The sequence below is a fragment of the Ethanoligenens harbinense YUAN-3 genome (assembly GCF_000178115.2).
Classification (GTDB): domain Bacteria; phylum Bacillota; class Clostridia; order Oscillospirales; family Ethanoligenentaceae; genus Ethanoligenens; species Ethanoligenens harbinense.
Genome location: NC_014828.1, coordinates 1,619,965 through 1,644,308 on the forward strand (window position 1 = coordinate 1,619,965; position 24,344 = coordinate 1,644,308).

Consider the following 24,344-nt stretch of genomic DNA (forward strand, 5'->3'; position numbering starts at 1 on the left):
TTTACGGCAATTTCTTCGGGCTTTCCACCAAAAACAGCCGCACGCCGCGGCTGACGAATTCCTGCCGCTGCTCTTCGGTCACAAGATCACTTGTGATACAGCCGTCGATGTCCGAAAGGGAGCCAAACCGCGCAAACGACACGCGGCCGATTTTGGAATGATCCGCAAGAACAAACACCTGTTCAGCCACCTGCATCATTTTTTCCTTCACAGACGCTTCCGAAATATTCGGTGTGGTCAGGCCCATGCTTTTTTCTATGCCGTTGGTGGCCATAAACGCTTTATCCACCCGGATGCGGCTCAGAAACTGCTCCGCCACCGGCCCCACCAGCGCCATGGTATTCGGACGAAGCGTGCCGCCGGTGGCCATGAGCGTGATGCCCGGATAAATGGAAAGTTGCTGAAGCAGATGGATGGAATTGGTCACTACCGTCAGTTGCTTAAACCTGGCAAGGTGCGGCGCGAGGTACAGCGTGGTCGTGCCGGAATCAATGAGGAGGGAGTCCCCATCCTCGATGAGGGCCGCGGCACGCTCCGCGATGCTCTGCTTTTCCTCGCGGTATTGATCTTCTTTTTCGCTGTAGGTCGGCTCAAAACCCACCGATTCCAGACAGACGGCGCCTCCGTGCGTACGCTTGATCATCCGTCTTTTTTCCAGTTCGTTCAGGTCCCGCCGGACGGTCGATTCGGAAACGCCGAACAATTCGCACAGTTTGTGTACGGATGCCCGCGTATTGCTTTGCACATATCCGGTGATCTTCTGCAGGCGTTCTTCTTCAAACATATGAATCGTTCACTTTCGGTATATTTGATTGTTTTTGGCTGTATTTTTGATCGTTTAAGACCGATTATCAGTCTATCACCGCCCCTTCGCCTTGTCAATGGTTTCCGGAATGATTCTCACTTATTCTACATATTTGTGCATTGTGTCAACGGTTCGTCATGTTTCTCGTGTTTCCGTCATCTGCCGCCCGGCGGCATGACCGTTTGCAGAGAAACAGCCACCGTTCCCACGCATGTTCCCGGCGCGCGCGCAAATGGCGTGCTTTTATTGACACCTATTGGAATCCATCTTATAATAAAATGCAGAATCGCAAGGGGGCAAACTATGGACAAACTGCTTGATAAAGCATACGAACCGTCCGCTGTGGAAGACCGCATCTACCGCTTTTGGCTGAACGGCGGTTATTTTCATGCGGACATTCATCCGGATAAAACGCCGTTCACGATCGTCATGCCGCCGCCCAACATCACCGGCAAGCTGCATATGGGACACGCGTTCGAGGATACCCAGCAGGACATTCTCATCCGCTTCAAGCGCATGCAGGGATTCGAGGCGTTGTGGCTGCCCGGCACCGACCACGCCTCCATCGCCACCGAAGCGAAGATCGTGGCGGCCATGGCAAAAGAGGGCCTGAGCAAGCAGGATACCGGCCGCGACGGTTTTCTCGAACGCGCCTGGAAATGGAAAGAAGAGTACGGTGGGAACATTGTCGCCCAGCTCAAAAAGCTGGGCGCGTCCTGTGACTGGGCACGCGAACGCTTCACGATGGACGAGGGCTGTTCCACCGCCGTGCGCGAGGTTTTTGTCCGGCTGTATGAGCAGGGACTGATCTATCGCGGCGAGCGCATCGTCAACTGGTGCCCGCACTGCAAAACCACCATCTCCGACGAAGAGGTGGAATATGAGGAGCAGCAGGGTTCTTTCTGGCACCTGCGCTACCCGCTCACCGACGGCTCCGGCTGGGTGGAGATCGCCACCACCCGCCCGGAGACCCTGCTGGGCGACACCGCCGTGGCCGTGCACCCGGACGATGAACGCTACCAGGCGCTCATCGGGAAAACGGTCACGCTGCCGCTGGTGGGGCGCGAGATTCCCGTGGTGGCCGACACGTATGTGGACCGCGAATTCGGCACCGGCGTGGTGAAGATCACCCCCGCGCACGACCCCAACGACTTCGCGGTGGGGCAGCGCCACGGCCTGCCCATCCTCAACGTGATGACCGACGACGCGCACATGAACGAAAACGCGGGCAAATACGCCGGTCTGGAGCGGTATGAAGCGCGCAAGGCCGTGCTGGACGATCTGGAAGCGGGCGGCTATCTGGTGCGCGTCGAGCCGCACACACATAACGTAGGCACCTGCTACCGCTGCCATACCACCATCGAGCCATGGATCTCCAAGCAGTGGTTCGTGCGCATGAAAGAGCTGGCTGCGCCGGCCATCGAAGCGGTGCGGAAGGGCGAGACCCGCTTTGTGCCCGAGCGGTTTGAAAAGATTTATTTCCATTGGATGGAAAACATCCGCGACTGGTGCGTTTCCCGCCAGCTTTGGTGGGGGCACCGCATCCCCGCGTGGTACTGCGCCGACTGCGGCGAGACCGTCGTCTCCAGAGAAACGCCCACGGTCTGCCCCAAATGCGGCGGCACCCACCTTTCGCAGGACGAGGACACGTTCGACACCTGGTTTTCCTCCGCGCTCTGGCCGTTCTCCACGCTGGGCTGGCCGGAAAAAACGCCGGAGCTCGCCTATTTCTACCCCACCAGCGTGCTGGTTACCGGCTACGACATCATCTTCTTCTGGGTGGCGCGCATGATCTTCTCCGGCATCGCGCAGACCGGGCAGACCCCGTTCCACACGGTGCTCATCCACGGTCTGGTGCGGGACGCGAAGGGACGCAAGATGTCGAAATCGTTGGGCAACGGGGTGGACCCGCTCGAGGTCATCAAGTCTTCCGGCGCAGACGCGCTGCGTTTCACGCTCGCAACCGGAAACAGCCCGGGAAACGATACGCGCTTTTTGCCCGAGCGGGTGGAATCCAGCCGCAATTTCGCCAACAAGATATGGAACGCGGCGCGTTTCATCCTCATGAACATCTCGGGCAGCGAAACGGGTCTGCCCACCGAACTGGAAATCGAAGACAAATGGATTCTGAGCAAACTCAATACTCTCATCCGGGACGTGACCGAAAACCTTGAGCGCTTCGAACTCGGCGTGGCGGTGCAGAAACTCTACGATTTCCTCTGGGATTCGTTCTGCGACTGGTATATCGAGTTGTCCAAATCGCGCCTGCAGGCGGGTGGGGAAAACGCAGCCGCGGCCTGCCGGGTGCTGGTCTGGGTGATGGAGCACACGCTGCGCCTGCTGCACCCGGTCATGCCGTTCATCACCGAGGAGATCTGGCAGACCCTGCCGCATGAGGGCGAGACCATCATGCGCAGCGCCTGGCCGGTCTATGATCCCGCGCTTGCTTTCCCGGATGAAGAGGCGGCAATGGAGCGCGTGATGGCCGCCATCCGTGCCATTCGCAACCGGCGCGCCGAGATGCGCGTGCCCCCTTCCAAAAAGGCCAACCTGTATATTGAAACGGAATTTACGGAGATTTTCTCCGCCGCCGCCCCCTTCTTTGAGCGGTTGGCCTCGGTTTCCGCGGTGCAGACCGGCGGTTCGTTCGATATCGACGGCGCGGTGCGCATCGTGACCGACGGCGCCGTGCTCTATATTCCCATGGGCGAGCTGGTCGACCGCGAGAAAGAGACCGCACGCCTGCAAAAAGAAAAAGAAGGCTGCGAAAAGCAGCTGGCGTCCATCCACGCCAAGCTGCAAAACTCCGGCTTTATCAATAAGGCGCCCGCCCGCGTCGTGGAATCCGAAAAAGCGCGTGCGGAAAAACTTGCCGAAAAGATCGCACTGCTCGACCAGAGCCTTACCGATCTGCAAAAATAAACCCGGCGGATGCCAAACGCATCCCATCAGGCCCGACTATCGGAACGGGCAGAAACGAGGAACCTGTTTATGGAATGGAAAGACGAGCTGTCCGTCGGCGTCGAACTGATCGACAATGAGCACAAGGAACTTATCCGCGCGGTCAACGAGCTGTTTGACGCCTGCATGCACGGTAAAGGGCGCGCAAAAATCGCGGAGACCCTGAAATTCGTAGAAAACTACACCGTCAAGCATTTCGGAGACGAGGAAGCGCTCCAGAAAAAGTACAACTATCCGGGATTTCCTGCGCATCAAAAACTTCACAAAGCGTTTGTGAGCGATCTCCAAAACTACAAACGGCAGTTGGAGACCGAAGGCCCGACCGTGAACCTCGTGGCCACGTTCAACACGTTCGTTTCGTCCTGGCTCATCAAGCACATCAGCATCGAAGACAAAAAAATCGGCATACATATCCGCTCCCTGAATCAGTGAGCGGACGCGCGCTTTCCCCATTTTCTCCATCCGAGGTAATGCCCGTTGACTTATGAAGAAGCACTGGCCTATATCCACTCCACGCTGCGTTTCGGCATCCAGCCGGGCCTTTCCCGCATTGCGCGGCTGCTCGGGCGCATCGGCAATCCGCAGGAGCACCTGCGCTTCGTCCATGTGGCGGGCACCAACGGCAAAGGCTCCACCAGCGCGGCCATCGCCGCCGCTCTGCGCAAAGCCGGCCTGCGCACCGGGCTGTATATCTCCCCCTATATTGAGGACTTCCGTGAGCGTATCCAGATCAACGGCCGATATATCGCCCCCGGCGAGCTGGCAGCAGAACTTGCGCGCCTTCTCCCCTTCCTGAACGAAAGTGAGGGCGAACATCCCACCGAGTTTGAGCTCATCACCGCGCTGGCCTTTGCGTATTTCGCGCGGCAGGCCTGCGACGTGGCGGTACTGGAGGTGGGACTCGGCGGCCGGTTCGACGCCACCAACGTCATCCCCACGCCGCTCATTTCGGTCATCACCGCCATTTCACTCGACCACACCGCCGTTCTGGGCGACACGCTGGGGCAAATCGCCTTTGAAAAATGCGGCATCATCAAGCCGGGCGGTGTGACCGTCACCAGCCCCGGGCAGGCTCCGGAAGCGCTGGAAACCATCACCCGCATCTGCGCGGAGCGCGGCAATCCGCTGCATATTCCACAAATAGAAAAGGTGCAGATTCAGCAAGAAGGCATCGACGGGACAAGCCTGCTATACGGCGGGCAGCCGCTCTCCGTCCCGCTCTGTGGCCGGCATCAGATCGCCAATTTTCTGACGGCCTACGAGGCCCTGCGCCTTCTGCCCTCCCGTGGACTGGACATTTCCCTGCAAAATGCGGCTGCCGGTATGGCAGACGTACGGTTTCCGGCAAGACTGGAACGCCTGCATGATAAACCGCTCGTCCTGCTTGACGGCGCGCACAACGCCGCCGGCACCGCCGCCTTGGCAGACGCCGTCCGGCGGTATCTTCCCGGCCGTCCGGTCACGACCGTCATGGGCATGCTTGCGGACAAGGACTATGCCGCGGGTGTCGGCAACATCGCGCCGCTGTCCGCCCGGTTCATTGCCGTGCGCCCCGACAGCCCGCGCGCGCTTGACCCCCGGGAAACTGCCCGCACGGCATCCGCTTTCTGTGCAAATACGGTCTTTTTTGACGATTTGGGAGATGCGTTTGCGGATGCGCTCGCCCATACCGGTGCCGAAGGCGTGCTGCTCATCTGCGGCTCGCTGTATCTGGCGGGGCCAATGCGCCGGCTGGTGCGCGGGCATTTCAGTAAATGTGTGTAACAAAATACTGTTCGACAAAATTCCCTTTGCATAATTTCCCAAATCCTTTATCCTATGGATAAGGGATTTTTTGTGTCTGCATCCGCGTCCGGTTCTGCGGAGGCGACTTTTATACGAAACGTTGACAACCACCGGGCGTCTGTTCCTGAAGTTTCGCTGTTCCCAAACGGCGCGGGCGGTTTTCAACCGCCCGAACTTGCAGTGCAAACCCTAATCTTGCAAAAACGCCCCTGCGTTTTCGCTTCCCGCCAAAGGCGGGAAGCGTACGATCACCGGTGTCTTTGTGCACAGCAGAATCCGCTGGAGGTGAAAACATGGCATTGCGAATGGAAAACGACGCGCATGTGCTGACGGTCTATCTGGATGGAGAGATCGACCACCATGCGGCCCAAAACCTCCGGGAGGAGATCGACACCTCCATTGAGCGGGCACGCCCCTCTGCGCTGGCGCTCGATTTCCGCGGCGTGACGTTTATGGACAGTTCCGGCATCGGGCTGGTGATGGGCCGGTACCGTGCCATGCAGCCGTTTGGCGGAATCGTCACCGTCAAGAACGCTTCGATGCATATCCGCAAGGTGATGCGGCTGGCCGGGCTGGACAAGCTGGCCCACATCGAATAGCCTTACATATAACTGCGCATGGCAGCGCATGGAGGTGTCAAATCGGATGAAACCGCTCAATGAAATGAAAGTGCAGTTTTCCAGCCGCTCGGTCAACGAAAGTTTCGCCCGGGTGGCTGTGGCGGCATTCATCGCGCAACTCGACCCCACGCTCGACGAGCTGGCCGACGTGAAAACAGCTGTTTCCGAAGCGGTCACAAACAGTATCGTGCACGGCTACAAAAACGATATCGGTGTGATCTATATCGATGTCAAGATCTACGAAAACGGCCGCATCACCGTGGCAATCCGCGACAGGGGGTGCGGCATCGAGGATGTGCGCAAGGCCATGGAGCCGATGTTCACCACCAGCCCCGGCGGCGAGCGTGCAGGGCTCGGCTTTACCGTGATGCAGAGCTTTATGGACAAGCTTCGGGTGCGCTCCCGCTCCGGGTACGGCACCACGGTCATTATGGAAAAAACACTGAGCCAACGACAGGACTCCTGAGCTTTTGACGGAAAAAGACGCGAACAGCACCGCGTTTGGAGGAAAGATCATGTCCGTTCCAAAAAATGACCGCGCTTTGTTCATCCGCGCGGGAAAAGGGGACGCGGCAGCACAGACCCAGCTTGTGGAAGAGAACCTAGGCCTTGTACATGCCGCCGCGCGACATTTCAACGGCAAGGGCATTGAATACGACGATCTGTACCAGGCAGGCTGTATGGGGCTTGTTAAAGCGGTCACCGGGTTTGACATCACGCGCGGCGTGCAATTTTCCACCTACGCCGTTCCGGTCATCATGGGAGAAATGCGCCGCCTGTTCCGAGACGACGGCCCCGTCAAAGTCAGCCGCTCGCTCAAGGAACTGTCGCTCAAAGCCATGCGCGCCCGCGAAAAGCTCAGTGCCCGTCTCTGCCGCGAGCCTACCCTGAGCGAGCTGGCTGCCGAGCTGGAAACAGACCCGGCGGAAGCCGCGCAGGCGCTGGAAGCCGCCGCCGCGCCGCTCTCCCTTACAAGCAGCCGGGAGGACGAGGAAAACGGGCAGACCGACATCCCCGTGGACAGTGAAGAGGACGCGCTCGTCGACCATCTGGCGCTCAAAGACGCGCTGGGGTCCCTGCCGGCGGATGACCGCCTGCTCATCCTGCTGCGCTATTTTCAGGGCAAGACGCAAACCGAAACGGCATCCGTCCTGCATATGACCCAGGTGCAGGTCTCGCGCAGAGAGAAAAAGATTCTCGCACTGCTGCGCAACCGGCTGCTGGAATAGGTCGGCGTTTTTGGGCGCCATATGCGCATCCCCAGCGGACAGGCCTTGCCTGTCCGTTTTTTACGTCAAAATCCACGTTGCCCTCGGCCCCAAAACAGCGGTATAATACAGATTGTACCGCAATCCACCACCGACAGACGGGCTAAGCAAATGAGATTTTTACATACGGCGGACCTGCACCTCGGCAAACGCGTGGGCGAGTTCAGCCTCATCGAGGATCAAACCTATCTTTTAAACCAGATCTTGGAGATCGCAGACCATGAACAGCCGGACGGCGTCCTGCTCGCCGGGGATATTTACGACAAAAGCGTGCCGTCCGGCGAGGCGGTGGAAGTATTCGACGCGTTCCTCACCGCGCTGGCGGAACGCGGGCTGCCGGTGTTCCTCATCAGCGGCAACCATGATTCCCCCGAACGGCTGGGGTTCGGCAGCCGCATCTTCCGGGAAAAGCAGGTGCACATCGCCGGTGTGTTCGGCGGTGCGCCGCAGAAGATCACCCTCACCGACGCATATGGCCCGGTGCATGTGTTCCTGCTCCCCTTCCTGAAGCCGGCCTCCGCCGCGCCCTTCTTCCCGGACGACCCGCCCGAGAGCTATACCGACGCCGTGCGCGCCGCGCTGGCGGCCTGCGCGCCCGACCCATCGGCGCGCAACGTGCTGGTGGCGCACCAGTTCGTCACTGCGGGCAGCACCGAACCCGCGCGCTGCGATTCCGAAACCATCTCAGTCGGCGGGCTGGACAATGTGGACGCTTCGGTGTTCGACGCATTCGACTATGTCGCACTCGGCCATCTGCACGGCCCGCAGCGTATCGGGCGGGACAGCGTGCGCTACGCGGGGTCCCCTCTTAAATATTCCTTTTCCGAAGCCAGGCAGCACAAATCGGTCACGCTGGTCGAGCTTGCGGAGAAAGGGAACGTTTCGTTCCGCCTGCTCCCCCTCTCCCCCCTGCGGGACATGCGGGAGATCTGCGGTCCACTGGCGGAGCTTCTGCGTGCCGGCGCTCCCACACAGGATTATATCCACGCCACCCTCACCGACCGGGAGGATGTGTATGACGCGGCCGCGCGGCTGCGTCAGGTCTACCCCAACCTGATGCGGCTGGATTTCGAGCATGACGCCCTGCCGAACACACCGTCGAAAACTGCGGCATCGGATGTGGCGCGGAAAAGCCCGTTTACGCTGTTTGCGGAATTTTTCGAAAGCCAGAACGGCGCGCCGCTTTCGGAAGCTGAGCGCGCCCTGCTGGGCGATGTCCTGCGTGAAACGGAGGGAACCTGATGAAACCGCTGCACCTGACCATGAGCGCCTTCGGCCCCTATGCGGGCGCCGAAGAGGTTGCGTTCGATGCCTTCGGGGACAACGGCCTGTTTCTCATCACAGGCGATACCGGAGCGGGCAAAACCACGCTGTTCGACGCCATTGCGTTCGCGCTGTACGGCGAGGCCAGCGGCACCACCCGCACGCCGGACACCCTGCGCAGCGATTTTGCCCGCCCCGACTGCAAAACGTTCGTCACGCTCACCTTCCTGCACCGCGGCGCGATCTACACCGTCACGCGCAACCCGCGTTACGAGCGCCCCAAAAAGAACGGGCAGGGCACCACGGCGGAAAACGCGGACGCGGCGCTCACCCTGCCCGACGGCGCGGCTGTCACCGGCAGCCGGGAGGTGACGGCGCGCGTGGAAGAACTGCTCGGCGTCACGGTAGGGCAGTTCCGGCAGATCGCCATGATTGCACAGGGTGAATTCCTGCGCCTTCTGCTGGCCGAAAACCGCGAGCGCGCCGCCATTTTCCGCCGCATCTTCCAGACCGGCGCCTATCTGTCCATTCAGGACGCCCTCAAGGCACGCGAAAAAGAGACGCGCACGCACTGCGACACCAACGCGCAGGCCATTCGGCAGTGCCTGGACGGCATCCTCCTCCCCACCGGGGAAAATACCGCCCCCCTGCTGGAATTGCTGGAAAATCCAGACGCATTGTATGCCGCGCCGGAGATCCTCGCCGCGCTTCTGGTACAAAACAAGCACGATGCGGCATCACTTGAGGCCGCTGAGGCGCAGGTGCGCACGCTCGAAGCCGCCATTTCCGGGCAGATCGAAGCGCGGGCGAAAGCAGAAACCGTCAACCGCCTGTTTGCCGAACAGGACGCGGCCGCGCGACGGCAAAACGAACTGGCGGCACAGGCGGAAGACATGCGGGAGCAGGAAAACACCATGCGCGCGGCGGAACAGGCGCTGCACGGCGTCAAACCCGCCTGCGACGCGTTCATACGTGAGGAGCAGGCGCATCGGCAACTGGCAGACAGTGTGCGCACCCAGACGGAAGCCCTTTCCGCCTGTACGGCGCAGGCCGAGCAGGCGCGGTCGGTTTATGAATCCCTGCGCGCACAGACGCCTGAGGACGAGCGGCGCGCCGCCGCCATCGACCGCCTGACCGTAGTTCTGCCGCAATACGAGCAGCTCGAAACGCTCACCCGCAGGCAAGCCGAATCGGCCGCGGCGCTCACCGCCTGCACCCTGGCCATCCAAACTCTGGAGCAGCGGCGCGCGGCGCTGGACGCCGAACTGGGCGGCCTGCAAAAAGTGTTGGAGGAATCGGCAGACTGCGCACTGCGCCTGCATGACTGCACTGCGGAACTGGAAAAGCTGCACGCCCGCGAACAGACGCTGAACGGCCTGCTTAAGGAGATCGACGCCATCCGCCGCACCCATCAGGCACTGAAAACCCGGCAGACGGCATGCGACACCGCCGCGCAGGCATACGAGCAGGCCGCCGCGCTGCACACGCGGATGGAAAGCGCCTTTTTCCGCGCACAAGCCGGCCTGCTCGCGGCAGACCTGCAAGACGGGCAGCCCTGCCCTGTCTGCGGCTCGCGCGAGCATCCGCAAAAGGCCGCTCTGCCAAAAGACGCGCCAAGCGAAGCCGCCCTGCAAACCGTCAAAGCGGCACTGGAAAACAAGAGGCAGGCGCTTGAAACGGCCGGCCGCGCGGCAAACCAGACGGAGACCGAGCTGCGCGCCGCCACCGCCCACCTGCGCCAGAGCGCCACGACGGCACTCGCAGAGCAAGCCCTGCCAGATAAAGTCGGCGCGCTGCAAGCCCTGCTGGAACGGGAGCAACAGGCCGTCGCCGCATCCACAAAAAAGCGGGAAACAGACCGCGCGGTGCTGGACAAGCAGTTGCAGACCCGTGTCATGCAGGAGGAACGGCTGCACGAGCAGGCGCAGGCACGCGCCGCGCTGGAAACACATCTGCAAGAGCAGAACCGGCAGCGGCTGGAGCACACCGCGGCGGACAGCGCCTGCAAGAGCCGCATGGAAACCCTGCGCAGCACGCTGGAATATCCCTCGCGCACCGAAGCGGAAAAGCAGCTCACCGCATGGCGGGCGGAGCGGGACGTCTACAAAACGGCACGCGACACCGCCGAACAGGCCGAACGGGAAAGCAGGACCCGCCTGGAAAACACCCGCGCCGTGCTGGAAAGCGACACCAGACGGCTGGGGCAGGCACAGGCGGCGCGGGATGCCTCCCGGGCGGCGTTTGAGCAGGCGTGCGCCCAAAACGGATTTATCGATATGGATACGTTCCGCGCCGCGCTGCGCGCCCAGCCGGAGATCGACACACTGCGGCAAACGCTTGAAGCGTACCGGGACACCGTCAAGCAGGCGGCGGCGGACATTGCCAGGCTAAAGGAACAGACCGCCGGGCTCGTGCCGCGAGACATCGCAAAAATACAGCAGGCACAGGCAGAACTGGAAGCGCAGAAAGCCGTTGCCTCCCATCAGGCGCAAACCGTTCGCACCCGCTTGGACGGAAACGAGCGCACCACCCAGGCGTTGCGTGCTCTCCTGCGCGAACAGGAGCAGGCACAGGCGGCGTTCGGCGTGGCCAGCCGTCTTTCTCGCACCGCCAACGGCGAACTGACCGGCAAGCAAAAGCTGATGTTCGAGCAGTATGTGCAGGCCGCCTATTTTTCGCAGATCCTCTCCGAAGCAAACAAGCGCCTGCGGCTGATGGCCGGTGGACGGTATGAACTGCTGCGCCGCGAAAATGCGCTGGACAACCGCTCCCAGTCCGGTTTGGAAATTGATGTGCTCGACCATTACACCGGCAAGGTACGCACCGTCAAGTCACTTTCGGGCGGCGAATCGTTCAAGGCGTCGCTTTCGCTGGCGCTTGGCCTTTCAGACGTCATCCAGAGCTACGCGGGAGGCGTGGAGATGGACACGCTCTTTATCGACGAGGGCTTTGGTTCGCTGGACGCGCAGTCGCTTGAGCAGGCCGTCCGCACCCTGCAAAGCCTCACCGAAAACCACCGGCTGGTGGGCATCATCTCCCACGTGGCGGAACTGCAGGAACGCATCGACCGGAAAATCGTCGTGCAGAAAGGGCTCACCGGCAGTCACGTCACGGTGGCCGGCCTGCCGCCCCGTCCGAATAAAAATTGACAAAAACGCGCAACAGGTCTATACTGGATATTGCAAAAGGAATATTGCGAAAGGGCCTGTCTATCAATAAAAAGCGCAGACGATCCTGCGGTTTTTAGGATAGCCAGGGCTCGGAGGCTCGGGGTGCCGTCGTCGGCTGAGAGGGAGCATTCGCTTCCAACCCGTTGAACCTGATGTGGTCAAACCCACCGTAGGAAAGCTTTGCTGTTGCTGCACGTTTGCGGGCTGTCCGAAAGGGCGGCCCTTTTTATTTGGCGGCGCGCCGTACGGCGCGCGAAAACAGGAGGATTTACGCATATGCAGAACGATCCGTTTGTCATCGGCGGCAAAGTGCTGAACAGCCGCCTTTTTGTAGGCACGGGCAAATATCCCGACAACCGCATGATCAGGCAGGTAGTAGACGCCTCCGGAGCGGAAGTGGTCACCGTGGCGCTGCGCCGGGTGAACCTTTCCTCGGCGGAGGAAAACCTGCTCCGTTTCGTCCCGGAACACTGCACCCTGCTGCCCAACACGTCCGGCGCGCGCACAGCGGAGGAAGCCGTGCGCATCGCCCGTCTGGCGCGGGCGGCAGGCTGCGGCGACTGGATCAAGATCGAGGTCATCGCCGACCAGAAATACCTGCTGCCCGACAATGAGGAAACGCTCAAGGCCACCCGCATGTTGGTGGACGAGGGCTTTCAGGTTTTCCCATACATCTGCCCGGAGCTGATGTGCGCCAAACGCCTGCAGGAGGCGGGCGCGACCGCCGTCATGCCGCTCGGCGCGCCCATCGGCAGCAACCGCGGCCTCCAGACGCGCGCGCTCATCCAGATCCTCATCGACGAACTCGACGTTCCCGTCATCGTGGATGCGGGCATCGGCGCGCCGTCTCACGCCACCGAAGCAATGGAGATGGGCGCGGGCGCCGTGCTGCTTAACACCGGCATCTCGTCCGCCGCCGACCCGGTTGGCATGGCGGAAGCGTTCGGTCTGGCCGTGCGCGCGGGTCGGCTTGCCCACCGCAGCGGGCTTGGCGCCACCTCTTCCGTGGCCAATGCGTCCTCGCCGCTCACCGGCTTTCTGGACGAAACGGCACGCGCGTAAGGAGGCTGTCTCATGGATTTTTACGACTATCTGCAAACCTACAACAACTTTGATTTTCACGGGTTTCTTCAAAAGACCACCGGCGGGGACGTGCGCCGGGTGCTGGGCAAAACCACGCTGGAACCGCTGGACTTCCTCACGCTGCTCTCCCCCGCCGCCGTGCCGTTCCTCGAGCAGATGGCGCAGCGCGCCCATGCAGAAACCATTCGGCAGTTCGGCCGGGTCATCTTCATGTTCGCGCCTCTTTATCTGGCCAACTACTGTGTCAACCGCTGCGCTTACTGCGGCTTCAATGTCGGCAACCATATCCGCCGGGCAGCGCTCACGCTTGAGCAGGTGGAGAAAGAAGCAGCCGCCATCGCTTCCACCGGCATGCGGGATATTCTGTTCCTCACCGGCGAGTCGCGCAAGATCAGCCCGCCGGCCTACATGAAAGACTGCGTGGGCGTGCTGCGCAACTATTTCACCAACATCTGCCTGGAAGTCTACCCGCTTGAAACGGAAGAATACGCCATGCTGGTCGAAGCGGGCGTGGATGGTTTCACCATGTTCCAGGAATGCTACAACGAAAAGCGCTATGGCGAGGTGCATCTCGGCGGGCCGAAAACCAATTTCCGCTACCGGCTGGACGCTCCGGAGCGCGCCTGCAAAGCCGGCATGCGCAGTGTGGGACTGGGTGCGCTGCTCGGGCTGTACGAGCTTTCGTCCGAAGCGTTCTTCACCGGCCTGCACGCCTATTATCTCCAGCGCAAATACGACGCCTGCGATTTCGCGGTGTCGCTGCCCCGGCTCTGCGCGCACATCGGCGCGTTCCAGCCCTACACCTCCGTCTCCGACCGGGACATTGTGCAGATCATGACCGCCCTGCGCATCTTCCTGCCGCGCGTGGGCATCACGGTCTCCACAAGAGAAGCCCCGGCGTTCCGCTCCAACCTCATCGGGCTGGGGGTCACCAAGATGTCCGCCGCGTCCTCCACCGAGGTGGGCGGCTATGCCGAACACACCACCGACGACCAGTTTGACGTGACCGACAAACGCAGTGTGGAGGAAGTGACCGCATCTATCCGCGCCAAGGGCTGGCTGCCCGTCTTCAAGGACTGGCAGACGCTCGGCCGGGAGGCCGCCGTATGAGCGCACAGGCAAAGCGGGCGGAAAAAGTCGCCGCATACCTCAACGGGCTCTACTGCATCACGGCGGAGCCTCTCTCCTGCGGGCGGGAGAATCTCGACGTGGTGCGCGCCATGCTGGTGGGCGGGGCCAAAGTCGTGCAGTACCGTGAAAAGGACATGCCCATGCAGCGCCAGTACGAGCAATGCCTGAAACTGCGGGAAATGACACGCGAAGCAAACGCGCTGCTCATCGTGGACGACCATGTGCACCTGGCCATGGCCGTGGGCGCAGACGGCGTGCACATCGGCCAAACCGACCTGCCCATCGAGGCGGTGCGGGCGCTGGTTGGTGCGGAGATGCTCATCGGCCTTTCCACCCACGACATCGGACAGGCGCGGGACGCGGTGGCGCGCGGTGCGGATTACATCGGCGTGGGCCCGATCTTCGAAACACACACCAAATCCGATGTGGTCGCACCGGTGGGGTTTGCCTATCTGGACGCTGTCGTGCGTGAGATCCGTCTGCCGTTCGTTGCCATCGGCGGCATCAAACAGCACAACCTGCCCGACGTGCTGACGCACGGCGCGGCCTGCGCGGCGCTGGTCACCGAAATCGTGCAGGCGCCGGACATTTCCGGTATGGTCAAAGAGCTCCGTCAAATCTTTTCCGCCCAAACCACGTGAAAGGAACGAACCTGATGAAACTGCAAGTCAACGGTGAACCCGAAGAACTCGAAAACGGCATCACTCTTTCCGCTTTTCTGCTGTCCAAGGGCATTGATCCTCAAACGGTGGTGGTGGAGCGCAACGCGGACATCCCCGACCGCAGCACCTGGGACACCCTCACCCTCACCGACGGCGACGTGCTGGAGATCGTTCGCTTCATGGGCGGCGGACAGGCATAACCTGCGTTTCTGTTCAAAAAAGTATGACAAGCCCATGCCTGCATAGCTTGAATACCGGGCATCGCCCGCGTTTCCGTATCAAAAATATCCGAAATTTGCAAAACGCCGTCCGGCAATCCGGCGGCGTTTTTCTGCAGCTTTTTTGTAGAGATGCCCGAACAGCAGCGGTATACTGTGAAAGAACCGCAATGCATGTGCCTGCAAAACGCAAGAATATAAAATTCAAAGTATGCTCCATAACATAAAGTGAATTTATAAAGAATCCTTCGAAGTTCTCCTGAAACACTTCTTGCTGTCTTTCGTCCAAAAAGCGAGCACATTTTCCTCCGCTGCAAGAATGCGTTCCCATGATGTGTTCGTACTTGGAGCCGCATCAGAAAACTCGTGGTTCCAAGGTTATGAAAAACATTGGAGAATTTTCAAGGGCGCTATGCATGGTTTGTCACTCCTTGCACCGACAGTTTTACGGAAAGCGGTGTACGGTAGGATTTTCCGAGACTGGCAGGTCACGGTGCGGAAGGAGCGCGCCGGTCAAAACGTTGAACTGCTTTTTCGTATCCGGCTTCACAACGGTCTGCCTTGCCGGGGATGACCGGTAAGTCTTTGGGCGCTCATTTGGAATAGTCCGGAGTGTAGGTATCTGGCGCGGCCAGCTCCACCAGATGGCCGCGGCGCCAAAATACAAAATAACCATTCCCGGAAAAGAAGCCGTTTCCTCTTGTCTCTGCATCCACCACCTTCGCCAGAATAGACGCGGCCCCCGGCTTTTCTGTTATAATAGGAATCAAACAGAGTTTCTCCTTTATTCCGTGGCAATGGGAAAACAACAAGCAGGAGGCACGCCATGAAAATACGCGAACGCTACACCTGCCCATTGGAAATCGTACATGACATTATCAAAGGAAAATGGAAAACCATCATTCTGTTTCAGCTTCAATATGGGGCTGCATCGCTGTCTCAGCTTGAGCAGCATATCGAGGGGATCAATCAGAAGATGTTGTTGCAGCATCTCAACGAGCTTCGGGAATTTGGGCTGGTCCAGAAACGATCCTTTGAAGGTTATCCGCTTCATGTGGAATACTCCCTGACATCGGAGCGGGGACAGAAAATGCTGCGAGCCATTGGTATTATGCAGGAAATTGGTATTGACTATATGGTGGAGCATGGCATGACGAACGTACTTGACCAAAAGGGAATCTGCTATCAGCACCACTGATGATACCCACAAAAAAGTGGGTAATGTACAATCCCGTCTACATGCGGTATTCTGAACCTGTAAAAAAGCAGGAGGTAATACCGTATGAAACAGGCTTTGATCATTGTGGATGTGCAGCGAGAGTATTTCCCCGGTGGGAAGTTGGAGCTCTACAAGCCGGAGAAAGCCTTGGAGCAGATACAAAAAGCGTTGCGGTTGTTCCGTGAGAAGGAATGGCCCATATACTTTATTCGCCACATCAGTTCACAGAAAAGCGCCTCTATTTTTCAGCCTGACACGGTGGGCGTGGAGTTGCATCCCGCGCTCATGCCCCGCCCGGGGGAAACCGTGTTGGATAAGCATTTTCCCAATTCCTTCTTGGGAACCGGGTTGCGTGAACATCTGGTCGCCCAGAACGTGCAGCGCCTTGTTGCCTGCGGGATGATGACGCATATGTGCATGGACACAACCGTCCGCGCCGCGCAGAATGACGGTTTCCCGGTGACACTGCTGGAAGATGCCTGTACGGGGATAGCGTTGGATTGGGACGGAAAAACCGTTCCTTACCCCACCGTTCATGCCGTTATGATGGCGTCGATCAACGGCACGTTTGCCACCGTGGAGAAGACAGAATGTTTTTTACAGGACCATCAACAGAACCTGCATAATTGAATTGGGAAGGTATGCATTGCCTTGAACCCCGAAAAAGTGTTGTTGGTAATTGACATACAGGAGATTATGTGGACGGGAATCGGATGCGATTCAGCCCGCCTGTGCACAACAAGCAAAAGCTGTACGCACGCTCAAACCCAAAAGAGCAAACAGGCCATCGGACGGCAGCTTGCCCAATCAGGGGATTATAACAAAAAGCACCCCCATTTTTAACCAGGGAAAAATGGAGGTGTCTTTTTAACAAATATATTATCGGAAAAATACTGGTTTTCCGACTTTTAAAAAACGCCCGGAATCCGCTTACAGGTGCGCGAATTTTTCCAGTGTGCGGATCATCTGAGATGTGAACCCGTGCTCATTATCGTACCATGCGACCGTTTTGACGAGTTGAAAATCCCTATAAGTGCTGACTTCGGTCTGCGTCGCGTCAAAAACGGAACCGAAATTGGTTCCGATAATGTCGGACGACACGATCTCTTCATCAGTATACCCGAGAGATTCGTTGCCTTTGGCGGCTTTTTTAACGGCTGCGTTCACCTCCTCGACGGTGACATGTTTTTCAAGAATGCTGACAAGCTCTGTGACGGAGCCGTCAATAACGGGCACGCGCTGTGCATGCCCCTGTAGCCGGCCGTTCAGTTCCGGAATAACGAGCCCAATTGCCTTGGCGGCTCCGGTCGTGTGAGGAATGGTGTTTGCGGCGGCAGCCCTCGCGGCGCGCAGGTTGTTGCCGCGTGGTCCATCCACCAGCATTTGTGTGCCGGTGTAGGCGTGGATGGTCGTCATCGTTCCAAGCTGGATGCCAAACGCGTCGTTGATAGCCTTTGCCATAGGCGCCAGGCAATTCGTCGTACAGGATGCCACCGAAATGATTTTGTCATCCGCCGTGAGCGTGCTGTCGTTGACACTATAGACGATTGTCTTCATTTTGCCGGCCGGTGCGGAAATCAGAACTCTTTTGGCTCCGGCTTTTAAATGCGCGGCGGATTTTTCCTCGGATGTATAAAAGCCGGTGGATTCGATGACAATATCCACTTGTTCAGCGCCCCACGGAATATTCTCGGCATTGCGCTGCGCATAAACGCGGATTGGTGTTCCATCAACAACGATGGAATCCTCCGTGGATTTCACGTCGCCGGGAAAACGGCCGAACGTCGTGTCATACTGCAACAGATGCGCCAGCACCTTTGGGCTCGTCAAATCATTGACCGCCACAACCTCCAGATCTTTGCCGACTTCACGAATACGCCGATATGCCAGTCGCCCGATCCGTCCAAACCCATTGATACCAATTCTGATTGCCATATTGCCCTACCTTTCTGAACCGTTCAAAGTCCAATGCATTTCGCCAAAAATGTGTTTTGATTCATATAAAACTTCATGTTCCATTGAGCTGAAAAGGGGGGCGCCTTTAAATTCTCCAACACAAGGGATTCCATGTATCCAAACAGATCCGTCACTTTAAGCAACCTGCTGTCACGCGGCTTTACAAGGTTGGAATCAGGAAACTATTTTAGAAACTCCAATCCCTGCAGCAGCTCTTTTGTGCTGTTCCGGATAACCGTCAGGTCGTTTTCATCCGGCCTGTTTGAAATATCGCCGAGTTTCCCTAACCGGCTGCCTTCCTCCCAGCCTTGAAATTTTCCCGGCGTATACCACTCGTCTAGGACAAAGAAACCGATATGCTCGAAGAATTGAGCCATGTATTTGCCCGCGACATATCCTTCTTTTACCCCGGTGTGTATTCCACCAAAGGTGCAAAATACAACGCCGAATTTGCCGCTTTTCTTAGGTGCCCCGATGGGCCGCACGCCTCCCCGGTAACGATTCATCGTATTTTTAATGAATTTTTGAACCGGCACGGGCGGAATCCATTGATAAGAAGGGGCTCCGAAAAAGACCAACTCATAATCATACAGTTCGATGACCAGGTCTTCCGTGATTTTCACCATATCAACCCGCACACCCTTTTCCGTCAGCACGGATTTTATGGAATCTGCCACTTTTTGGGTGTTGCCTCCGGAACTCCAATACAGAATCAAACTTTTCATGTTAATACCTCCGCATAATTTTGATTATATTGATTACCGTTCTGTCACGGTATATACTAAGTATAGGCTGATTTATTATCATCCGCATGAAATATACTCCGCTGTGGAAGCACAATTTTGACATGTTTGGAGAATATGATGGATCATACGCTTATGAAGCTTACAGATATTTCATTTCCTGTTTCCATTATAGAACATTTAAAAACCCGGCCAGGCCCGCTGTTTGATGCCCATCTGCACGAACACTATTTGCAGATTTTTTATTTCACATATGGAAAAGCGAATATGTATTATAATCAGACCGCCTGCAACATTCAATCACCGGATGTCCTACTGATCAACAGACACGAATTGCATTATGGTGAAAATGCTTCCTCCGAACTGCGCTACTTTGTCTTCCGGATCGATTTAAGGCTACTCTCGTCTTATCACATCGCTCCATGCAGCCAAAAATATTTGGAGCCTCTGGAGAATGGACTGGTTTTTCTTCAGAATCACATCGAAAACCAGAATATTTCAGCGATGCTCAAACGAATGATTGAAGAGTGCAAAAAACGGCAGGACGGCTATGAATTTGAAATTTTAGCCTGTGTTTTTGAACTGCTCGGAGAATTGTTTCGAAACCACAAGGAAAAATCGTACACACCGAAATATTCAGAAATGCTTATGAAGAAAACCAAGCGGTTCGCCGACGTATTCGATTATATTGAAAAAAACTATACCCGCGACATTTCCCTTGCCGAAGCTTCTACGGTTGCCCATATGTCGGAAGGGTATTTCTGCCGCATGTTTCGGCAAAGCACCGGCAGAACGCTGACCGACTATGTCAACCGCCTACGGATAGAAAAATCGGTCCTGCTTCTGAATCAGGGAGTTTGTAACGTAACGGAAGCGGCGATGTCTGTCGGATTCGACGACATCAATTATTTTTCGCGTGTATTCAAGAAATATATGAAACAATCGCCCGCGAACTATCTACAAAATGACAGAAAATATTTTTTGTGAGAATAATGTCGCAGATAATCATCCCGATAGACGTTTATGCGTTTGTTTCAACATCTTTACTCTGAAAAATACGCTTTATTACCGGATATCCGAAGTTTGTTATGAGCAGGCCCATGATAATGATCACACCTCCCAGCCATTGCATGTTGGAAAGCTGCTCCTTGAGAACAATCAAAGCGGTAATTAAACCGACTACAGGAACAAGGAGCGATAACGGTGCCACCTTTCCAGCTGGATATTTTGCAATCATCGAACTCCAAATCCCGTAACCAATCAATGTGGCAAAAAATGCAAGGTAAAGTATTGAGAAAATAGACAGGGCATTTAAATGGGATACCGCATGTAACAATGTTGAAGGCTTATCCAGAAGCAGCGCGATTGCCAGCATAGGGATTGGGGGAACAAGACTTGACCATACAACCAGGCTAAACATGTTGAGTGTTTCCCCTCTTGAAGCAACCTGTTTAGAGGCATGCCTTGCAATGATATTGGAAACGCCCCAAAATACCGCAGCAAGCAACGTCAGGAAAAATGCGCCTGTCGGAATTGCAGAAGCTTTGCCGGAACCAATATTTCCATTGACAAAGAAAAGCCCCGCTGCTGAAACAACAAGCCCTATCACCTGACTGGCCTTGAGTGATTCTTTGAAAAATACCGCATCAAGCAGAATGGTAAAGAATGCCTGTGATTGCAGAACGACGGAGGAAACTCCAGCAGGCATTCCAATATGTATAGCGTAAAACAAGCAGGCAAATTGTCCGACACCCACCGTCAACCCATAGGCAAGAACATATTTCCAGCTTATTTTCGGGGGCTTTACAAATGCTATGAGGGGCAACGAAGCGGCAATATATCTTAATGACACCAATAGCATAGGTGGAATCTCACCAACTCCCAATTTGATAACTGTAAAATTGACTCCCCAGACAATCACTGCTATCAGTGCAAATATTAAATCACGTATCTTCATCTGCATCAGCTCCTTTTGGATTTATTGGCTGTTTTGAGTATAACATATCAGGATATATTAGTAAAATTGATAGTTTAAATAAAATCTATTATGAATTATAATATTAAGAAACGGGAGGATTATCAATGGAAATCAAGCAACTGAAAACTTTTTCGGCAGTAGCAAAGGCGGGGAGCTTTAGCTGTGCGGCTGAACTGCTTGGTTATGCACAGCCCACCGTTACAATGCATGTCAAATTATTGGAGGATGAACTTAAAGTAAAACTCTTTGAGAGGCTTGGGCATCATATCACTCTTACCAAAGAAGGCAGTCATTTGCTTTATTATGCTGAAAGCATATTAAAGTTATCTTCTGAAGCCTTATCTTCCTTTTGTGAGAAAACCACTGAAACAGGAAAAATCACGATAGGTGCGAATGAATCTTTCAGTGTTGTCCGGCTACCGCTTATATTAAAGCAGTTTATACAAAAGTTTCCAAACGCAGATGTGAGTTTAAAATTTGGATCCGTAGAAGAAATACATGAGGCACTTCAACAAAATGAAATTGATGTTGCTTTTTTCCTGACCCGTGAGGTACACTACGCAGACCTTATTATAGAGGTATTAACTGAAGAAGTAATTGCTGCAGTTGTTCCGCTTGAACACCCGCTTACATTAAAGCCATCAGTCAACATTCTTGATTTTGAAAATCAGGATTTGATTATTACGCAGGAAAATTGTACGTATCGAGCGTTGATTCAAGAACTTTTAAAGAAAATGGATGTTCATCCTCGGTCAATAATAGGAATAAATAATATTCATGCCATTAAACAACTTGTAATGAGCGGAATAGGTGTTGCGATTCTGCCCCAAATCTCAGTTGAGCATGAAATATCCAACAATATGCTGGTTAAAATTCCATGGAGTGAAACACCGCCCCCCGTCTTTACTCAAATCGCTTATCATAAGGACAAATGGATTTCTCCAACCCTATTGAATTTCTTAGAACAAGCCCGGAAAATCAGTAAGGCAAGCAGCGATATATAACGATCATTGTTATCGCAAAATGAAGTTTTATTGCTATACGAGCGCAACTTCTTCAGTTGGAATGTGCCGCTTATTCAAAATACAGATGCTTTACAGTAATCCAATTTTAATCAAAACGGTTTCGTTTCAGAATAACTTCCATTCAGGCGGTTGACAAGAACACGACCAGGTGATATGAGTGTTTTACGTTAACGTCAAGTACATGAGGCGAGCCGCATGAGTTATAAAATCAGTGAAATCGCGAAGTTGACCAATCTAACGACCCGGACGGTTCGATATTACGAGGGGCTTGGACTGCTGGGCAAAAGGGAAAACCGCCCCAACGGACAGATCCGCTCTTTTGACAACATGGACTTAGCGCGGCTGAAAAAAATTCAAACATTGAAAGATTTGGGACTTTCTCTGGAGGAAATCGGCCAGATTATAGAGCTGTATTTTACCGACGGCCAGGTTCTGGAAGGGAAACGCCAGGTCATTCAAATTCTGAAAGGGCATATCCAAGCCGCCGAGGGAAAAATTGAGGAACTGACCGAGTTTAAAAGAGAGTGCGAAAGGAACATCTTAAAGCTGGAGGCAATCATCGCTAAGTCCCATTCCGAAAAGGAGTGATACGTACCATACGCATCTTTTTTGCGCAATAATTTACGTTTACGTAAAGAGTATATTTGGAGGGCTGCCCTATGGAGCAAGTCAAAAGAGAGCGTTCACAAAAGCTGCAGCTGAACCGGTTTCTAATTCTTTTAATGTCGATAGTCAGCGCGGTTTCCGTAGCAAACTTATATTATTGCCAACCCCTGTTGCCCAATCTTTCCCGCTATTTTCATGTTTCGTCGGCCATTATCGGAATTGCGGCAATGCTCGTTCAAATCGGCTATGCCATCGGCTTGATTTTTCTGGTCCCATTGGGTGATATAGTAAAGCATCGCGTACTGATTATCACCATGTTGGCCTGCTCGATGGCGGCATTGCTGGAGCTCTCGTTCGCCTCAAACATCCTGTGGTTCACCGTTGGTTCCTTGTTTGTCGGCATCACCTCAATTACTCAAATGCTGCTGGTGACATTGGCGGCACATCTGGAAAAACCCGCCTCCAGAGGCCGCGTCATCGGAACCGTCATGACCGGACTACTGACCGGGATGCTGTTGTCGCGTACTTTCAGCGGCATCATCGGGACGCATTGGGGATGGCGGGCAGTCTATCAGCTTGCCGCAGTGATGATGGGAATCCTGATTCTCCTATTCTTCTTTTGCCTACCCCAATCCTCTCCCGATGGGGCGATGAGCTATGGCAAATTGCTTGCCTCTTTAGGTGGTTTACTGCGAAATCAGCGGATATAGAGAAACGCTTCCTTTATCGGCGCGATGATGTTCACCACGTTTAGCGCTTTCTGGACGACACTTTCCTTTCTGCTGAAAACTCCTGTATATCACTTGGGAGCGCAGGCAGCCGGAATGTTTGGGTTGCTCGGTGTGGTCGGGGCTTTGGCCACCTCCGTAGCCGGGCGGGTAGCCGACAAAAAGGGGCCCTCATTCACATTGGCCATCGGGATCAGTCTTTCTGCGGCGGGCTTTATCTGCTTTTGGATTTTCGGATACCAGATGTGGGGACTCATTTGTGGAATCATCCTGCTGGATTTAGGCGTCCAAACCGCGCAGATCTCCAATCAGGCGAAAATCAACACACTGGACGCCGCCTCACGCAGCCGGAACAATGCCGTTTATATGGCTTCCTATTTTATAGGCGGTGCGTTTGGTTCCTTCCTGGGGTCATATGTTTGGAGACTGTTCGGATGGACAGGCGTTTGCGCTCTTGGCGTTGTTTTTCAAATTCTCGCAGCCATGATACACCTTGCCGGATTCAAGCGGAATTTGATTCCGCACACGTAAACCGTCAAAATTCGATGAAAATAAAACCGCTGCCCTGTAAGTAAGGGGCAGCGGTTTTCACATTTTGGCCTGTTGGCACGTCACATTAAGGTTTGAGTTATCCAGCAGTTGTTCCACATTTATGACTGCGGGCCGCTAATAGCCAACCCGCGTTCCATAAAGACTTTTTTCGCTACAAAGATTGCATTCAGCACTTTGGGAAAGCCGGTGTATGGAATACACTGGATAAAGGTTTCCACGATTTTGCTCGCGGAAATACCAACATTCAGTGCCCCGTTGATGTGCACTTCCAGTTGTGCCTCACACCCGCCCGCCGTAAGCAGACTGGTAATGGTGATCATCTCTCTTTCCCGTAAGTTTAGACCATCCCGCCGGTAAATGTCGCCAAAGGCGAATTCAACAATGTACCGACCCAAATCCGGCGCGATGTCCTGCAGAGAGGCAATGACGTTTTCGCCTCCATTCCCGTCGATCTCCGCCAGTTTTCGTTTTCCCTGTTCATAACGTTCCGTATCCATTACAAATCGCTCCTCTATCGTAGTATAATCAAAGCATACGACATGGAGTGCCCTCCATGTCAAGAGCATCTGTG

General features: G+C 55.5%; 25 protein-coding genes and 1 riboswitch. Of the genes, 19 read left to right on the forward strand and 6 right to left on the reverse strand.

Annotated features, from left to right (window positions below; all coding sequences use genetic code 11):
• Position 1: 1 nt before the first annotated feature.
• The gene (locus tag ETHHA_RS07500; RefSeq protein WP_013485379.1) at positions 2 to 784 is read right to left on the reverse strand and encodes a DeoR/GlpR family DNA-binding transcription regulator; all 783 of its coding nucleotides are present in this window, start codon (positions 782 to 784) and stop codon (positions 2 to 4) included.
• Between the two features lie 324 nt (positions 785 to 1,108).
• Here ETHHA_RS07500 and ETHHA_RS07505 point away from each other — a divergent pair, with 324 nt between their 5' ends.
• The 12 genes from ETHHA_RS07505 to thiS all read left to right on the forward strand — a co-directional run bounded on the left by ETHHA_RS07505 (position 1,109) and on the right by thiS (position 14,948).
• Positions 1,109 to 3,727 (forward strand): valine--tRNA ligase, encoded by a 2,619-nt coding sequence (locus tag ETHHA_RS07505; protein WP_013485380.1) that lies wholly within the window; start codon positions 1,109 to 1,111, stop codon positions 3,725 to 3,727.
• 69 nt (positions 3,728 to 3,796) lie between these two features.
• Positions 3,797 to 4,198 carry a bacteriohemerythrin gene (locus ETHHA_RS07510; RefSeq protein ID WP_013485381.1) on the forward strand — a complete coding sequence of 134 codons (402 nt, stop codon included), beginning with the start codon at positions 3,797 to 3,799 and terminating at the stop codon, positions 4,196 to 4,198.
• Between the two features lie 45 nt (positions 4,199 to 4,243).
• Positions 4,244 to 5,530, forward strand: coding sequence for a bifunctional folylpolyglutamate synthase/dihydrofolate synthase (locus ETHHA_RS07515; protein WP_013485382.1), 1,287 nt, complete (start codon positions 4,244 to 4,246; stop codon positions 5,528 to 5,530).
• A gap of 314 nt (positions 5,531 to 5,844) precedes the next feature.
• A complete protein-coding gene (locus tag ETHHA_RS07520) occupies positions 5,845 to 6,150 on the forward strand; it encodes an STAS domain-containing protein (RefSeq protein ID WP_013485383.1) in 306 nt (101 codons plus the stop codon).
• Between the two features lie 46 nt (positions 6,151 to 6,196).
• On the forward strand, positions 6,197 to 6,637 hold the full coding sequence (gene spoIIAB, locus ETHHA_RS07525) for an anti-sigma F factor (RefSeq protein ID WP_013485384.1): 441 nt from the start codon (positions 6,197 to 6,199) through the stop codon (positions 6,635 to 6,637).
• Positions 6,638 to 6,686: 49 nt separating this feature from the next.
• Positions 6,687 to 7,400 (forward strand): sigma-70 family RNA polymerase sigma factor, encoded by a 714-nt coding sequence (locus ETHHA_RS07530; RefSeq protein ID WP_013485385.1) that lies wholly within the window; start codon positions 6,687 to 6,689, stop codon positions 7,398 to 7,400.
• A 150-nt stretch (positions 7,401 to 7,550) separates the two neighbouring features.
• Complete coding sequence (locus ETHHA_RS07535; protein WP_013485386.1) at positions 7,551 to 8,681, forward strand: exonuclease SbcCD subunit D; 1,131 nt, start codon at positions 7,551 to 7,553, stop codon at positions 8,679 to 8,681.
• Positions 8,681 to 11,851 carry an AAA family ATPase gene (locus tag ETHHA_RS07540; RefSeq protein WP_013485387.1) on the forward strand — a complete coding sequence of 1,057 codons (3,171 nt, stop codon included), beginning with the start codon at positions 8,681 to 8,683 and terminating at the stop codon, positions 11,849 to 11,851. The genes ETHHA_RS07535 and ETHHA_RS07540 overlap by 1 nt, the downstream gene beginning before the upstream one ends.
• A gap of 109 nt (positions 11,852 to 11,960) precedes the next feature.
• A riboswitch (TPP riboswitch) is annotated at positions 11,961 to 12,065 on the forward strand.
• A gap of 83 nt (positions 12,066 to 12,148) precedes the next feature.
• Entirely contained in the window at positions 12,149 to 12,934 is a 786-nt protein-coding gene (locus ETHHA_RS07545; RefSeq protein WP_013485388.1) for a thiazole synthase, read from the forward strand.
• A gap of 12 nt (positions 12,935 to 12,946) precedes the next feature.
• Positions 12,947 to 14,065 (forward strand): 2-iminoacetate synthase ThiH, encoded by a 1,119-nt coding sequence (thiH, locus tag ETHHA_RS07550; protein ID WP_013485389.1) that lies wholly within the window; start codon positions 12,947 to 12,949, stop codon positions 14,063 to 14,065.
• The gene (thiE, locus tag ETHHA_RS07555) at positions 14,062 to 14,727 is read left to right on the forward strand and encodes a thiamine phosphate synthase (protein WP_013485390.1); all 666 of its coding nucleotides are present in this window, start codon (positions 14,062 to 14,064) and stop codon (positions 14,725 to 14,727) included. Before thiH ends, thiE begins: the two co-directional genes overlap by 4 nt.
• A gap of 14 nt (positions 14,728 to 14,741) precedes the next feature.
• Positions 14,742 to 14,948: a sulfur carrier protein ThiS gene (thiS, locus tag ETHHA_RS07560; RefSeq protein ID WP_013485391.1), complete on the forward strand. Its 207-nt coding sequence runs from the start codon at positions 14,742 to 14,744 to the stop codon at positions 14,946 to 14,948.
• Positions 14,949 to 15,559: 611 nt separating this feature from the next.
• Here the strand turns inward: thiS and ETHHA_RS15555 are convergent.
• A complete protein-coding gene (locus ETHHA_RS15555; protein ID WP_013485392.1) occupies positions 15,560 to 15,736 on the reverse strand; it encodes a DNA topoisomerase III in 177 nt (58 codons plus the stop codon).
• Between the two features lie 56 nt (positions 15,737 to 15,792).
• On the opposite strand from ETHHA_RS15555, the gene ETHHA_RS07565 reads away from it, so the two are divergent.
• Positions 15,793 to 16,164 carry a winged helix-turn-helix transcriptional regulator gene (locus tag ETHHA_RS07565; RefSeq protein WP_013485393.1) on the forward strand — a complete coding sequence of 124 codons (372 nt, stop codon included), beginning with the start codon at positions 15,793 to 15,795 and terminating at the stop codon, positions 16,162 to 16,164.
• Positions 16,165 to 16,248: 84 nt separating this feature from the next.
• On the forward strand, positions 16,249 to 16,815 hold the full coding sequence (locus tag ETHHA_RS07570) for a cysteine hydrolase family protein (protein ID WP_013485394.1): 567 nt from the start codon (positions 16,249 to 16,251) through the stop codon (positions 16,813 to 16,815).
• Positions 16,816 to 17,115: 300 nt separating this feature from the next.
• Here ETHHA_RS07570 and gap read toward each other — a convergent pair whose 3' ends face one another.
• Positions 17,116 to 18,120, reverse strand: coding sequence for a type I glyceraldehyde-3-phosphate dehydrogenase (gene gap, locus ETHHA_RS07580; RefSeq protein WP_013485395.1), 1,005 nt, complete (start codon positions 18,118 to 18,120; stop codon positions 17,116 to 17,118).
• A gap of 203 nt (positions 18,121 to 18,323) precedes the next feature.
• Positions 18,324 to 18,866, reverse strand: coding sequence for a flavodoxin family protein (locus ETHHA_RS07585; RefSeq protein ID WP_013485396.1), 543 nt, complete (start codon positions 18,864 to 18,866; stop codon positions 18,324 to 18,326).
• 135 nt (positions 18,867 to 19,001) lie between these two features.
• Here ETHHA_RS07585 and ETHHA_RS07590 point away from each other — a divergent pair, with 135 nt between their 5' ends.
• Complete coding sequence (locus ETHHA_RS07590; protein WP_242822055.1) at positions 19,002 to 19,871, forward strand: AraC family transcriptional regulator; 870 nt, start codon at positions 19,002 to 19,004, stop codon at positions 19,869 to 19,871.
• A gap of 34 nt (positions 19,872 to 19,905) precedes the next feature.
• Here ETHHA_RS07590 and ETHHA_RS07595 read toward each other — a convergent pair whose 3' ends face one another.
• Positions 19,906 to 20,841: an O-acetylserine/cysteine exporter gene (locus tag ETHHA_RS07595; RefSeq protein ID WP_013485398.1), complete on the reverse strand. Its 936-nt coding sequence runs from the start codon at positions 20,839 to 20,841 to the stop codon at positions 19,906 to 19,908.
• Between the two features lie 125 nt (positions 20,842 to 20,966).
• Here ETHHA_RS07595 and ETHHA_RS07600 point away from each other — a divergent pair, with 125 nt between their 5' ends.
• From ETHHA_RS07600 to ETHHA_RS16245, 4 genes are all read left to right on the forward strand, one after another.
• Positions 20,967 to 21,866: a LysR family transcriptional regulator gene (locus tag ETHHA_RS07600; protein WP_013485399.1), complete on the forward strand. Its 900-nt coding sequence runs from the start codon at positions 20,967 to 20,969 to the stop codon at positions 21,864 to 21,866.
• Positions 21,867 to 22,082: 216 nt separating this feature from the next.
• Entirely contained in the window at positions 22,083 to 22,475 is a 393-nt protein-coding gene (locus ETHHA_RS07605) for a MerR family transcriptional regulator (protein WP_013485400.1), read from the forward strand.
• 71 nt (positions 22,476 to 22,546) lie between these two features.
• Positions 22,547 to 23,203, forward strand: coding sequence for an MFS transporter (locus ETHHA_RS16240; protein WP_341349182.1), 657 nt, complete (start codon positions 22,547 to 22,549; stop codon positions 23,201 to 23,203).
• A gap of 24 nt (positions 23,204 to 23,227) precedes the next feature.
• Complete coding sequence (locus ETHHA_RS16245) at positions 23,228 to 23,752, forward strand: MFS transporter (RefSeq protein ID WP_341349183.1); 525 nt, start codon at positions 23,228 to 23,230, stop codon at positions 23,750 to 23,752.
• Between the two features lie 119 nt (positions 23,753 to 23,871).
• Here the strand turns inward: ETHHA_RS16245 and ETHHA_RS07615 are convergent, their stop codons facing one another.
• Positions 23,872 to 24,270, reverse strand: coding sequence for a carboxymuconolactone decarboxylase family protein (locus ETHHA_RS07615; protein WP_013485401.1), 399 nt, complete (start codon positions 24,268 to 24,270; stop codon positions 23,872 to 23,874).
• Positions 24,271 to 24,344 lie beyond the last annotated feature (74 nt).